13 protein-coding genes are annotated in these 13,155 nt (G+C 71.1%); 5 read left to right on the top strand and 8 right to left on the bottom strand.

Annotation, left to right across the window (positions count from 1 at the left end):
• Together ACIOJD_RS06525 and ACIOJD_RS06520 are read right to left on the bottom strand one after the other, a co-directional pair.
• Positions 1 to 801, bottom strand: a complete 801-nt coding sequence (locus tag ACIOJD_RS06525; protein WP_401908731.1) for a DUF3558 domain-containing protein — start codon at positions 799 to 801, stop codon at positions 1 to 3.
• A 123-nt stretch (positions 802 to 924) separates the two neighbouring features.
• Positions 925 to 1,884 carry a DUF3558 domain-containing protein gene (locus tag ACIOJD_RS06520; protein WP_401908729.1) on the bottom strand — a complete coding sequence of 320 codons (960 nt, stop codon included), beginning with the start codon at positions 1,882 to 1,884 and terminating at the stop codon, positions 925 to 927.
• 230 nt (positions 1,885 to 2,114) lie between these two features.
• On the opposite strand from ACIOJD_RS06520, the gene ACIOJD_RS06515 reads away from it, so the two are divergent.
• Positions 2,115 to 3,308 carry an RtcB family protein gene (locus ACIOJD_RS06515; RefSeq protein WP_401908727.1) on the top strand — a complete coding sequence of 398 codons (1,194 nt, stop codon included), beginning with the start codon at positions 2,115 to 2,117 and terminating at the stop codon, positions 3,306 to 3,308.
• A gap of 104 nt (positions 3,309 to 3,412) precedes the next feature.
• Here ACIOJD_RS06515 and ACIOJD_RS06510 read toward each other — a convergent pair whose 3' ends face one another.
• Positions 3,413 to 4,153, bottom strand: a complete 741-nt coding sequence (locus ACIOJD_RS06510; protein WP_401908726.1) for a class I SAM-dependent methyltransferase — start codon at positions 4,151 to 4,153, stop codon at positions 3,413 to 3,415.
• A gap of 312 nt (positions 4,154 to 4,465) precedes the next feature.
• Between ACIOJD_RS06510 and ACIOJD_RS06505 the strand changes: the two genes are divergently transcribed.
• Genes ACIOJD_RS06505 through ACIOJD_RS06495 form a run of 3 tightly spaced genes read left to right on the top strand, consistent with a single transcriptional unit; the run spans position 4,466 to position 7,205 of the window.
• On the top strand, positions 4,466 to 4,945 hold the full coding sequence (locus ACIOJD_RS06505; protein ID WP_401908725.1) for a MarR family winged helix-turn-helix transcriptional regulator: 480 nt from the start codon (positions 4,466 to 4,468) through the stop codon (positions 4,943 to 4,945).
• The gene (locus ACIOJD_RS06500) at positions 4,942 to 6,612 is read left to right on the top strand and encodes an MFS transporter (RefSeq protein ID WP_401908723.1); all 1,671 of its coding nucleotides are present in this window, start codon (positions 4,942 to 4,944) and stop codon (positions 6,610 to 6,612) included. The genes ACIOJD_RS06505 and ACIOJD_RS06500 overlap by 4 nt, the downstream gene beginning before the upstream one ends.
• The gene (locus ACIOJD_RS06495) at positions 6,609 to 7,205 is read left to right on the top strand and encodes a cysteine hydrolase family protein (RefSeq protein WP_401908722.1); all 597 of its coding nucleotides are present in this window, start codon (positions 6,609 to 6,611) and stop codon (positions 7,203 to 7,205) included. Before ACIOJD_RS06500 ends, ACIOJD_RS06495 begins: the two co-directional genes overlap by 4 nt.
• Before the next feature lie 25 nt (positions 7,206 to 7,230).
• Here ACIOJD_RS06495 and murJ read toward each other — a convergent pair whose 3' ends face one another.
• From murJ to ACIOJD_RS06470, 5 genes are all read right to left on the bottom strand, one after another.
• Positions 7,231 to 8,949, bottom strand: a complete 1,719-nt coding sequence (murJ, locus tag ACIOJD_RS06490; protein ID WP_401908721.1) for a murein biosynthesis integral membrane protein MurJ — start codon at positions 8,947 to 8,949, stop codon at positions 7,231 to 7,233.
• A gap of 95 nt (positions 8,950 to 9,044) precedes the next feature.
• Complete coding sequence (locus tag ACIOJD_RS06485; protein WP_401908719.1) at positions 9,045 to 9,818, bottom strand: SDR family NAD(P)-dependent oxidoreductase; 774 nt, start codon at positions 9,816 to 9,818, stop codon at positions 9,045 to 9,047.
• Between the two features lie 185 nt (positions 9,819 to 10,003).
• Positions 10,004 to 10,357, bottom strand: a complete 354-nt coding sequence (locus ACIOJD_RS06480; protein ID WP_401908717.1) for a YnfA family protein — start codon at positions 10,355 to 10,357, stop codon at positions 10,004 to 10,006.
• Positions 10,358 to 10,558: 201 nt separating this feature from the next.
• Positions 10,559 to 11,293, bottom strand: a complete 735-nt coding sequence (locus ACIOJD_RS06475) for a Mut7-C RNAse domain-containing protein (protein WP_401908716.1) — start codon at positions 11,291 to 11,293, stop codon at positions 10,559 to 10,561.
• A 308-nt stretch (positions 11,294 to 11,601) separates the two neighbouring features.
• The gene (locus ACIOJD_RS06470) at positions 11,602 to 12,522 is read right to left on the bottom strand and encodes a DUF6597 domain-containing transcriptional factor (protein WP_401908714.1); all 921 of its coding nucleotides are present in this window, start codon (positions 12,520 to 12,522) and stop codon (positions 11,602 to 11,604) included.
• 63 nt (positions 12,523 to 12,585) lie between these two features.
• Here ACIOJD_RS06470 and ACIOJD_RS06465 point away from each other — a divergent pair, with 63 nt between their 5' ends.
• Positions 12,586 to 13,155 (top strand): TIGR03086 family metal-binding protein, encoded by a 570-nt coding sequence (locus ACIOJD_RS06465; RefSeq protein WP_401908712.1) that lies wholly within the window; start codon positions 12,586 to 12,588, stop codon positions 13,153 to 13,155.

The following is a 13,155-nucleotide window of genomic DNA, read 5'->3' as shown; positions in this document are numbered from 1 at the left end:
CTAGCCGGCCTTGGAGGTTTCCTTGGCGGATTCCTTGGCCTCGGGGGACTCGTCGGCCTTGGGCGACTCCTCGGAGCCGGACGAGCCGGACGACTGCGCGGAGCCCTCGGTGATGCCCGCCACCGCCTCCTTGGCCGCCTTCACCGCGTCCTTCGCCAGGTCGGCGCTGCTCGGGGACTTCGCGCCCGCGTAGCCCGTGCCGTTGTACGTGAGGGTGAGCGTGACGTTCTCCGTACGGGCCACGACCATGGCGTACGCGAACTCCTCGCCCGTCTTCTTCAGCGTGTACGTGACCGTCGTCGCCTGGTCGCCGATACCGCTCGCCGGGGCCGTCTTGACGTCCTTGGCGCCCTCCGTGGCCTGGGCGTCGGAGACCTCCGTGGTGTAGTACTTCCCGGCGAGCTGGGCACCGCTGCCGCGCGCCACGTCGGAGTCGTACCGTCGCATCGAGACGTCGAGCCAGCGGTACTGCGAGCCCTTGACGCCCTTGTCGTCCAGGCCGTTCCAGGAGCAGCTGGCGCGGCTGGCGAGGTCGCTGGACTTGCCCTCCGTACCGCCCTTGCTCTTGGCCTTCGGGACGAGCGAGTCGACCGTCTTGCCACCGATCGTCTTGCAGGCCTTCGGCAGCTCGCTGTACTTGGCGGGCGGGACGGTCGGGGTCGCCTTGACGCTCGGGCCGGTGGAGGAGGCGTCCGCCTCGCTCTTGCTGTCGGAGTCGGACGAGCAGCCGGCGACGACGAGCATCACCGGAACGGCTGCGCAGGCGAGTATGCGGGTGAGTCGCGAGGCTGATCGGTGCATGGTTCCTTCAGTGTGTGGTCGTACGGTCCGATCGGCCACGGTAACCGCAGTCCCCCGTCCGTGTGCCCAGGATCCGGACTCCGCCATCCGTCGGCGGGTGGCCGGGAACGAGGGCGGGGGCCGCTACTCGTTCAGCTGGTCGTTGAGCGTACGGGCCAGTCCCCGGGCCTTTTCCTGCAGTTCCTTGCTGTCGGGGAGCCCGGCGGGGTGGGCCGGCTGCTCGGTGTACCGGACGGTCACGATGACGTTCGATGTGCGGAACACCACGCTCACGGTGCGGTGCTGGGCGGCCGAACCGGAGCGGGCGAGGACGTCGTCCAGGAAGGCGGCGTCACCGAGATCGTCCAGGACGCGGGGCTCAAGGCCCTCGGGGGTCCCGGAAGGGGTCGCGGAGGGATTTCCGGAGGGATCGCCGGACGCGGTTCCGGTGCCCACCCGGGTGCCTCCGGGGGTGACTGGTGTTGCAGAGGCGCCGGTTTGTGGCGCGGTGTCCTGGTTCGAACCCTTCGAGCCCTTCGCGCCTTGAGGGGAGTCCGCCCCCGGGGCGGAAGTCGCGGCACCACCGGTGTCGCCGGAGTTGCTGCTGCTGGCGCTGGGGCTGCCGGTGCCGCTCGGAGTGCCGGTGCCGGCCGCGGGCAGCTTCGCGCCGGCCTCCTTCTCCCCGTAGACCTCCTGCGCCCGCTGGTCGTCGCTCACGGCCGGGTCGTACGAGACGACGCGCTCGACATCGATCGCCAGTTGGTGGGACGCGTCGGGGGAGTCGGACTTCCAGTTGCAGCCGACGCGGCGGTCGGTGTCGTACGTGACGGCCGCGGTGCCCTGGTACACCTTCTCCTGCTGGTCCTCGGGGAGCGACGCGGCGCCCGGCAGCAGATCCCGGAGTGTGGCGCGCGGCACCGAACCGCAGGCCTCGCTGAGTGTGCGGTACTTGCCGGGCTGGGCCGCGGTCGCGGTGGTGGGGCTGCCCGGCTTGTCGTCCGAGGCGGAGCTGTCGTCGCCGCTGCCGCCAGAGCAGCCGGCGGCGGCCACCACGAGGAACGCCGCCAGGCCGGTCACGTACGCGCTGCGCGCCTTTCGCTGCACGGTCCCGGGCTCCGTTCTGTACGTCTGTACGTTCGTTACGTCTGGACGTCTGTTGCGTCCGGGGGCTGGTGGTTTCGCGCGGGCCCGCGCGAAAACTGCTTGCCGCCCGATGACGGTAGATGGACACAATGTCTATCGCACGCAACGCCGTCGACGCTGGTCGGCTGTCTCTTTTGGCAGTCCTGGTTCCGGTTTTTGCGTTTTCTGACTTTCGGGGGAATCGAGGAGTTATGTCGTACGTGGAGATGCCGGGCGCGAAGGTCCCGATCCGGATGTGGGCGGACCCCGCCTCGGTTGAGGAAGGGGCGATGCAGCAGCTGCGGAACGTCGCGACGCTGCCCTGGATCAAGGGCCTCGCGGTGATGCCGGACGTGCACTACGGCAAGGGCGCGACGGTCGGTTCGGTGATCGCGATGCACGGCGCGGTGTGCCCGGCGGCGGTGGGCGTGGACATCGGCTGCGGAATGTCGGCGGTGAAGACGTCCCTGACGGCGAACGACCTGCCGGGCGACCTCTCCCGCCTGCGCTCCAAGATCGAGCAGGCGATCCCGGTGGGCCGGGGGATGCATGACGACGCGGTGGATCCGGGCCGGATGCACGGCTTCGCGACGGCGGGGTGGGACGACTTCTGGGGGCGGTTCGACGGGGTCGCTGATTCGGTCAAATTCCGCCAGGAGCGCGCCACAAAGCAAATGGGAACGCTCGGATCGGGAAATCATTTTATCGAGTTTTGCCTTGATGAGACAGGTTCGGTCTGGCTGATGCTCCACTCCGGTTCCCGGAACATCGGCAAGGAGCTGGCCGACCACCACATCGGTGTGGCCCAGAAACTGCCGCACAACCAGGGGCTGGTGGACCGGGACCTGGCCGTCTTCATCGCGGACACCCCGCAGATGGCGGCATACCGGAACGATCTCTTCTGGGCGCAGGAATACGCGCAGTACAACCGCGCGATCATGATGGGGCTCTTTCAGGACGTGGTCCGGAAGGAGTTCAAGAAGGCCAAGGTGACTTTCGACCCGGTCATTTCCTGCCACCACAACTATGTGGCGGAGGAGCGGTACGACGGCATGGACCTGCTGGTCACACGTAAGGGCGCGATCCGTGCGGGCAGTGGTGACCACGGCATCATCCCCGGATCGATGGGCACGGGCTCGTACATCGTCAAGGGCCTGGGAAATGCGGCCTCGTTCAATTCGGCCTCGCATGGCGCGGGCCGGAAGATGAGCCGCAACGCGGCGAAGCGGCGCTTCTCCACCCGTGATCTGGAGGAGCAGACGCGAGGCGTGGAGTGCCGAAAGGACTCGGGTGTGGTGGACGAGATCCCGGCGGCGTACAAGCCGATCGAGCAGGTCATCGACCAGCAGCGGGATCTGGTTCAGGTGGTGGCGAAGCTGAAGCAGGTCATCTGTGTGAAGGGATGAACGCGTACTGAGCCGACGCCGGTGTCGGCGCCGCGTGGCGCCGCCCCCGTAATCGGACGTGTTCCGACGTGCGGGAGCGGCGCTTCCTGCGTTCTCCGGTGCCGTCAGGGCGTGCGTTTCGCGGTGAATACCGCGTGGCCCGCGTACATCCAGGCCACGTCCACCTCGATGAAGCCCGCCTCGCGCAGCCAGTCGAGGTGGTCGGGGAGCGAGGACGGTTTGTCGTACGGGTCCGGGCCCGGCAGGCGGTAGTAGTTCCAGCCCGCCGTCTCGAACGACACGGCCGCCTCGTCGCCGCCGAACTGCTCCCGGGACGCGTGGCGTACGGCCTGTTCCCAGTGGGCGGCCGCGAGTGCGCGGGCGGTGGGGCCGGTGGGTTCGACGAGGTCGGCCATGACGAAGACGCCGCCGGGCGCGAGCATGGCGTGGAGGTCGCGGTAGAGATCGCGTTTACCGGGACCGTCCAGGTGGTGCACGGCCAGGGAGGTCATGATCCCGCCGTACGCGGCACCCTCGCGCCACTCGCGGTCCGCGATGTCCGCCCGTACGCGCGTGTGCCGGTCGCCGAAGGGGGCGAGGCGTTCGGCGGCCAGATCGAGCATCTCGGGGGAGCCGTCCAGTACGGTCACCCGGCCTTCGGGGCGGCGGCGCAGGTACTCCTCAGCCAGTCTGCCCTCGCCACAACACAGGTCGAGCACATGGGAGTCGGGGAGATCGGTCAGCAAGTCGCAGACGGTGCTGATCTGTTCCCTCCGTCGCGGTACGAAGGCGTCCCCGTACGCGGCGAACAGTTCGGTGTCGGACGGTCGCCAGGTCTCGGGTGCCGGGACCGGTGCCTCGCTCATGCTGCCTCCGTCGGTATCGGCCGTGTCGATCCCGGGGGCGGGTGAGGGGCGACCGCTCCGGGTTCCGGGGCATCGTCGGGCATCGGGGCGGTGCTCATCAACGGGGTTTCCGGCGGGCGCGACGTCAGGTCCGTCCTTCGGCCTCGGGGGCGACGGGCGCGCGGTTCCCGCTCGGGCCCCGCCTCCCCAGGGAAGCCAGGGAACCAGGGAACCAGGGAAGGCAGGGAACCAGGGAAGGCAGGGAACCAGGGAAGGCAGGGAAAATGCTCAAGCAACTTGGCAAAGTTGCTTGAGGAGTTTTACGGTGGGGGCATGACCACGAAACCCCGGCCGCACCAGTCCACGGTGTCCGTCGCGACCGCACAGCGTCTCCAGGACGCGATGAAACGGCTGCGTGCACGGCTGCGCGCCGAGTCGGGGCAGAACGCGACCGGTCTGACCGTCACGCAGCTCGGCGTACTGGCGAGCGTCATACGGGAGGGCCCCGTCACCGCCGCCCGGCTCGCCGCGCTGGAGCATGTCACCGCGCAGGCCATCGCGCAGAGCCTGGCGGTGCTCAAGGACGCCGGGCTGATCCACAGCGAGCCCGATCCGCGGGACGGCCGCAAAAAGCTCATCAGCGCCGACGTCTCCGCGACCGAGCTGATCGACCGGGTCATGGCGGGCCGCGCCTCCTTCCTGGCGCGCGCCATCGAGCAGGTGGTCGCCCCGGACGAGCGCGAGGATGTCGAGAAGGCCATCGAGCTGCTGGAGCGGTTCGCCGAGGTCGATCTCCGCGGGGGCGCGATATGAGCGCCGCCGTCGCCCGGGGCGACGGCCTGGCGGGCGGGCTGAAGCGCAACCCCTTCGCGTGGCAGTTCACCACCCCGCTCTACGTGGGCTCCGCCCTCAACCCGATCAACAGCGCCATCATCGCGACCGCCCTGGTGCCCATCGCCGCCGATCTGCATGTCTCGGTGGGCGCCACCGCCGTCCTCGTCTCCTCGCTCTACCTGGCCAGCGCCGTCGCCCAGCCCACCGCGGGCAAGCTGGCCGAGGTGTTCGGACCGCGCCGGATCTTCCTGTCCGGCGTCGTGCTCGTTCTGCTGGGCGGCCTGGTCGGCGGGGTCGGGCAGAACCTGACGACGCTGACCGTCGCCCGGGTCCTGATCGGCGTCGGCACCTCGGCCGCGTTCCCCTGCGCGATGGTGGTGATCCGGCGCCGCGCCGAGGAGGCCGGTCTGGACGCGCCGCCCGGCGGGGTGCTCGGCGGCCTCGCCATCGCCGGCATGGCCACGACCGCCGTCGGCCCCCCGCTCGGCGGTCTCCTGGTCGGTGCCGGGGGCTGGCGCTGGGCCTTCCTGATCAACCTCCCGGTCACCGCGATCGCCCTGGTGATGGCGGTGCGCCGGCTGCCCAAGGACCCCGTACTCGACCATGCGGACCGGGGCTTCCGTACGATCGCCGGCCGGATCGACCTGCCCGGCATCCTCGGCTTCGCCACGTCGATGACCGCGCTGGTCGTCTTCCTGATGGGCCTGCCGCGCGCCGATTGGGCCGCGCTCGCCGTGTTCGTCGTGGTCGCCGTGCCCACGGTCGTACGGGAGCTGCGCACCACCACGCCGTTCTTCGACCTGCGCGGCCTCGCCGCCAACGGCGCCCTGGCCCGCACCTATCTGCGCCAGGCCCTCACCCTGCTCGGCGTCTACACCGTGATGTACGGCATGACGCAGTGGATGGAGGCCGCACACGGCTTCTCCGCCGTGACGGCGGGGCTCGTGCTGCTCCCGATGGGCGCCGTATCGGCGTTGCTCTCGCGCCCGCTCGCCCGCCGCAACCTGGTGCGTGGACCGCTGCTGGCCGCGGCCGTGACGATGGTGGCCGGCTCGGCCGGGATCATGCTGCTCACCTCGCACAGCCCGGCGATCGCGATCGTCCTCGTCTCTCTGGTCTTCGGCGTCATATCGGCCGCCAGCACGGTCGGCAACCAGACCGCGCTCTACCTCGCGGCGCCGGCCGACGGGATCGGTACGGCCTCCGGACTGTTCCGGACCTTCGGATACCTCGGAAGCATCACCTCCGCGGTGATCGCGGGCATCGTCTTCCGTGACGGCGCGAGCGATCACGGCCTGCACATTCTCGGCCTCGTACTGGTCGCGGCGGGCGTCGCGGTCCTCCTGCTGACCGTCCTGGACCGCCGGCTGATGGCCCGGGGCACCCCTGCGAACACCGGCACGCCTGCGAGCCCCGGCACCTCTGCGAGCCCCGGTACCTCTGCGAGCCCCGGCACCTCTGCGAACACCGACACCCCTGCGAACACCGCGTCCGCAGCGGATACCGCGAACGCGGCGACCACCGCGACCACCGCGACCACCGCGAACGCGGCGACCACCGCGAACGCGGCGACCACCGCGAACGCGGCGACCACCGCGACCACCGCGAACGCGGCGACCAACCCCCGTAAGGAGAACCCCGCATGACCACGCCTGACCTCCCCGAGATCGCCCCCGAGCGGACCGCCCTGCTGGCGATGGACTTCCAGAACGGGATCGTCGCCTCCGTCCCCGAGTCCGACGCGCTTGTCGAGCGGGTCAAGGGCGCGATTGCCGACGTCCGTGCCGCCGGGGGCACCATCGGCTACGTCCGCGTCGCCTTCACCGAGGACGACTGGGCGAAGATCCCGGCGACCAACAAGACCTTCGGCGCCCTCGCCGCGGCGAGGATGATGCACCACGAGGACGACGCCACGCGGATCGACGAGCGGATCGCCCCCGAGGACGACGACATCGTCGTCCGTAAGATCCGCTTCGGCGCGGTCTCCACCACCGACCTGGACGATCAGCTGCGCGACCGTGGCATCGACACCGTGATCCTCTCCGGTATCAGCACCAGCGGCGTCGTCCTGTCCACGCTCATGGACCTGGCCGACCGCGACTACCGCGTCTACGTCCTGACCGACGGCGTCGCCGACCACGCCCCGGACGTCAACCGCGTCCTGGTCCACGAGGTGTTCCCGTCCAGGGCCCACCTGATCGACACGGCCCGGCTGGCCGAACTGCTCAAGGCCGCCTGACCGGCGCGGTCCGTCCGACCCGCGGTCACTTCCGGCCGGGCGGCTTCCGGCTCGGCAGCTTCAGGCTGCCGAGTTCGGTGATTCTCAGCAGGCGCGTCAGTACGAGATACGCCGGCGCCATCACCAGCGCGCCGGACGCCAGAGTCAGCGCCGTGTGCCACGTTCCGGTGCTGGGCAGCGTGGCGGGCAGCGCGCCGGAGGTGGCGCGGGCCGTGAGCCACCCGAGGGCCGCCGCGCAGGCGGACGCCAGGGTCAGTCCGGTGTACGTGCGGGTCAGACGGCGGCCGTCGATGCGGCCCGCGAGGCGGCGGCGCAGGACGTTCGCCGTGAGCAGCAGGCCCACCGCGTACGAGACCGTGTACGCGGCGGCCATGCCGGTCACGGACCAGCGCGCGGGCAGCAGCACATGGCACGCGGTGGCCAGCGCGATATTGACGGCGGCGGTCCAGGTCGCCATCCAGAACGGCGTACGGGTGTCCTCGAAGGCGTAGAAGCCGCGCAGCAGCAGGTACTGCGCGGCGAAGGGGATCAGGCCGAGTGCGAAGGCCTGGAGCATCTGGCCCAGTGGCCGGGCGGAGGCGGCGTCGGCCGCGCCGTGGGCGAACAGCAGCGTCGAGATCCGCGGGCCGAACGCGAGGAAGAAGAACGCCGACGGCACGATGACGACCCCGGAGACCCGCAGCGCCCGGGACAGGTCCGCGCGCAGGTCGGACACACGGCCCTCGGCGGCGGCCCGGCTCATCCTCGGCAGCAGCGCGGTGACCAGCGAGACGGTGACGATGGACTGGGGCAGCAGCCAGATCGTCTGCGCGTACGAGTACGCGGAGTATCCGGCCCCGGCCTGGGGCAGTTCCTGGTCGGCGGCGTTGGCGTAGTTGGTGACCACGGCCAGGGCGACCTGGTTGACCAGCACGAAGAGCAGGGTCCAGCGGGCGGCCCGGACGGATCCGCCGAGGCCGGTGCCGCGCCAGTCGAACCTGGGGCGAAGCCGTACGCCCGCCGCCCGTACGAACGGGATCAGCGCCAGGGCCTGGAGCGCGATCCCGCAGGTCGTACCGATGCCCAGCAGCCGTACCTGCTCCGGGGTGATGTCCTCGACCCGGTCCGGGACGGTCATCAGGCCCAGGTAGAGGCCGAACATGGTGATGAGCACGACGTTGTTCAGCACCGGCGTCCACATCATCGCGCCGAACTTGCCGCGCGCGTTGAGGACTTGGCCCAGGATGGCGAACAGGCCGTAGAAGAGGATCTGCGGCAGCAGGAACCGTGCGAAGACCACTGTCAGTTGGAACGCGTCGTGGCTCTCGGGGGTGTCCCGCATGTACAGCCCCACGATCGCGGGGGCCGCCCACACGGCCAGCGCCGTGCCGGCCCCGAGCACGCACATGACGAGGGTGAGCAGGCGCTGCTCGTACGCCCGCCCGCCGTCGGGCTGTTCCAGCCGCGCCCGTACCAGCTGAGGTACGAGTACGGAGTTGAGCGCCCCGCCGATCAGCAGGGTGTAGAGGCTCGTGGGCACGGTGTTGGCGGTGTTGTACGTACTGGCCAGCAGGCCCGTGCCGAGGGCGCCGGCCTGGAGCACGTTCCGGATGAGACCGGTGGCGCGGGACACGATCGTGCCCAGCGCCATGAGTATGGAGGAGCGGGCGAGCCCGCCGCCGCTCGCCGGTCGCGCCGTCTCTGCTTTCTCCGCGGGCGGCGGCCGGTGGTGGCCGGGTGCCGCGCTGTTCGCCCCCTCGATCATCGGGTCAATGTAGGGGCTGGGACGCGCGAGCGGGTAATTTCCGCCTGGGGAAAGGGAGTTGGGGCCGGGAGCGATGTGTCCCGGCCCCGGGTCGGTCACAGCTCCCGGTGCACCTTGCTGTTGGAGGCCTGGGCGCGGGGGCGGATCACCATGAGGTCGACGTTGACGTGGCTCGGGCGGGTGACCGCCCAGGTGATCGTGTCGGCGACATCGTCGGCGGTGAGGGGCTCGGCGACGCCCGCGTAGACCTTCGCCGCCTTCTCCGTGTCGCCGTGGAAGCGGGTGGTGGCGAATTCCTCCGTCTTGACCATGCCGGGCGCTATCTCGATCACCCGGACCGGGGTGCCGACGATCTCCAGGCGGAGGGTCTCGGCGAGGACATGGGCGCCGTGCTTGGCGGCGACATAGCCCGCGCCGCCCTCGTACGTGGCGTGGCCCGCCGTGGAGGAGAGGACGACGACCGTGCCGTCGCCGCTCGCGGTGAGGGCGGGGAGCAGGGCCTGGGTGACGTGGAGGGTGCCGATGACGTTCGTCTCGTACATCTGACGCCACTCGGCGGGATCACCGGTGGCCACCGGGTCGGCGCCGAGGGCGCCGCCGGCGTTGTTGAGCAGCACCTTCACGGACGGGAAGCGGCCGAGTTCGGCGGCGAAGGCGTCGACGGCCGTGCGGTCGGTGACATCGAGGGCGTACGCGGTGGCCTGTCCGCCGGCGGCGGTGATCTCCGCGGCGAGCGCCTCGATACGGTCCTTGCGGCGGGCGGTGACGACAACGTGGTAGCCGGCCTCGGCGAGCTGCCGGGCGCTTGCCGCCCCGATGCCGCTGCTCGCTCCGGTGATGACGGCGATGGGGGTTCCGGCGGCGGTCATGACGTAACTCCTCGCGCGTGTGATCGATGTCAGACCAGGATAGGCAGGGCCCGCCGGACGCGGCCCGGCCCGTCCACAGCGCGGACCTGGGCGGTGGTGCGGTCCGGCGGTTCGGTCCGGGGCACGGCGGTGGCCGCAGGTCAGTGGGGTCGGTGCGGCCAGTGGGGTCGGAGCGGCCAGTGGGATCAGTGGCCGCGTGGCGCGTACATGATCACGGCCATACCGGCCAGGCAGATCAGTGCCCCGGTGACGTCCCAGCGGTCCGGGCGGTAGCCGTCGGCGACCATGCCCCAGGCGATCGAGCCCGCGACGAACACCCCGCCGTACGCGGCGAGGATGCGGCCGAACTCGCCGTCCGGCTGGAGCGTGGCGACAAAGCCGTACAGGCCCAGCGCGATGACTCCGGCACCGATCCAGATCCAGCCGCGCCCGGCTCCGCCGTTGCCGTCGCCGCGTACTCCCTGCCAGACGAGCCAGGCGCCACCGATCTCGAAGAGGGCGGCGACGAGGAAGAGGGCGACGGAGCGGAGCACGAGCATGCCCGACAGCCTGCCATGAGGGGTGAGCGGGCGAGCCGGTGGGCCGGGGCGGATGGGACCGGGGCGGGTGGGACGGTGACGGCGGCCGGGGCGGTCCCGACCGACCGTGCTCGCCCTGGTCGTGATTCTCGCGATTCTCGTGGTCGGTGTGATCGGTGTGGTGGCGGTGTCCGTCGCGCCGGCCGGGCCCTGCTCTCGTGGCTACGCCGCCGCGTCACCGAATTCGCGTACCGCTTCCTCCACGATCGCCGCCAGCCGGGCGTGGTGCGCGCCGCGCCAGTACACCCGTCCGCAGGCCGTGCACTGCGCGAAGACGTCGTACGAACGCTGCGTGCCGTGCTCCAGCTTTTCCGCGACCGAGTCCTTGTCCGCCGCGCCCAACTCGCCGTTGCACGCGGTGCAGCGGGTCCATGGGGCGAGGACCGGCGCGAAGCGTTCCAGTACGTCGCGGAGCTGGTCGTCGGGGCGGTCGCTGTAGATGTACGCACCGGCCCAGATCTCGCGCCGCCGCAGGAGGCCGCGGTCGCGGGACAGCATCACCCGGCGTTCGGCGGCGGAGCGGGTGGCCAGTGCGGGGTCCCCGATGTCCTCGCTCTCGTACGCCGCGTCGACGCCCAGCAGCCGCAACCGCCGTGCCAGCGTGCCGAGATGGACGTCGAGCAGGAAGCGCAGCGGCGCGCCGGGCACCCGCTGCGGCCGGTTCACGGCGCGTACCTCCACCGATTCGCCCGCGCCGGGGATGTGCGAGACGGGCACTTCACGGCCGTCGACCAGGAGGTGACCGGCTTCGGTGAGCGGGACGCCGAGCGATTCGACGGCGTGACCGAGGGTGGACGAGCCGTCGGTGAGCAGGGCCGTACGCCCCTGGCGTCGCTCGGCCGCGACGAAGAGGCGCAGCTCGGGGGCGAAGTCGATCTGGATCTCGGGTCCGTTCACGTGGTCAGGATGCCATCGGGCACGGGAACGGGCCAGGCCCTTCCGGGCCGCCCCCTGCGACGGCGTACGGCGTACGGCAGGTCGACGACAGGGCCTGCGTCCTGTCCGGTCGGTCTTGTCGGATCGGTCCGGGGCGTCCGGGGCGCCCGGGGTGTCCGGCGCCGTGGATCGCAAGGCGCCGGTGCGCCCGCGGGGTGGTTTCCTGTGGGCGTTTCGGCATCGCGGCGAGGTGGCGCCGGACGCGGTAGCGGCTGATGTCGCTGGGGCGTTCCGAGCCCGGCGAAGACCGGCCGGACAGGGCAATACACCTAGGCGCCCGTCCGGCCGTACGCCGTCGGGGGCACGCCGACCGTCGCCGTGAAGTCCCGTACGAAATGCGCCTGGTCGCTGTAGCCCAGTTCGGCGGCCAGCCGCGCCCAGTCGGCCTCGCCGCCGGGGGCGGACTCCGCGCGTTCCAGCGCCTCGTGAATGCGGTAGCGCAGGATCACCCACTTCGGTCCCACTCCCACGTATGCGGCGAACAGCCGTTGCAGCGAGCGCACCGAGAGCCCTTCCGCCTCGGCGAGCCGGGCCACGCGCCGGGTCGTACGGTCCGTCCGGATCCGTTCGACCAGGTCCATCGCGAGGGTGGCCCTCGGGTCGGGCCGTGGGCCGATGCTCAGGAGGTACGCGTCGAGGGCGGCCACGCGGGCGTCCTCTGCGGCGGTGCCGATTTCCTCAAGGCGTTCGGACCGGACCTCGGACCGGACCTCGGCGGGCACCTCGGACCGGACCTCGGCGGGCACCTCGGGCGGGCCCAGTACCGTCGCGATGTCCGCGTCCGTCGTCGGCATGACCTCGCCGATCGGCACCCGCCGCCCCGTCCACTCCGACACCGGCCACCCCGGCGCGAACGGCCGGAAGCCGCCGGGCCGGAACTGCACCCCGCACACCCGGCCCCGCCCCTCCAGCTTCTGGGTGAACAGTTCCAGGCCGATGCCGGCGACCTCCGCGGAGTCGGTGCCGTCAGGCCCGTTGCCGTATCGCTGGAACACGACATTCACCGACGGATGCGGCACGACATGCGAGGCGTACGGCCGCTCCAGGTCCCAGTCGATCAGCCAGTAGTGCTCCAGATACGGCCGCAGGGCCGGGTCCGGCTCGCGGCGGCGGAAACGTACGCGCGCGAACAGCTCGGGGGCGTCGACGATGCCCCGGGTGTCACGCCGTGGACCAGCCCTGCCAGCCATGTCGAGAATCCTATGTCGCGTTTGTTCAATACGGAGGGGTCGGCCGCCCCTACGGTCGAATGCATGAGCGAAAAGATCAGCAGGCTGCTGGAGATGGCGGCCGACCGCACCGTCCCCGTCGTCCGTGGCATCACCGACGCCCAACTCACCGCGCCGACCCCGTGCAGCGCCTACGACGTACACGCCCTGGCCGACCATCTCTTCCAGGTCCTGGTGAACTTCCAGGTGCTGGCCGCCAGGGGCGAGACCGATTTCGGGGCCGCCCCCGAGCATCTGGAGGGGGAGTGGCGCGACCGGTTCGCCGACGAGACCGTACGGCTCGTCGCGGCCTGGGACGCGCCGGGCGCCGAGGAGGGCACCACGGGAGCGATGGGGATGCCGGCCAGGACCGTGGGCGCGATGGCGCTCGGTGACCTGACCGTGCACGGATGGGACCTGGCGCGGGCGACAGGGCAGCCGTACGAGCCGGATCCGGCGGTCGTCGACATGCTCCGGGTGGACTTCGGGGCGCTGGCGCCGAAGGCGCGCGAGATGGGCGTGTTCGGGGAGCCGGTGCCGGTGGGGGCGGACGCCGGTCCGTTCGAGACGCTGCTGGCGCTGACGGGCCGCGACCCGGGCTGGGCCCGCCCGTAG

It is taken from the genome of Streptomyces sp. NPDC088116 (assembly GCF_044741745.1).
GTDB lineage: Bacteria > Actinomycetota > Actinomycetes > Streptomycetales > Streptomycetaceae > Streptomyces.
Note: the sequence above shows the minus strand (reverse complement) of the source record. Positions and strands in the feature narration are given on the sequence as shown.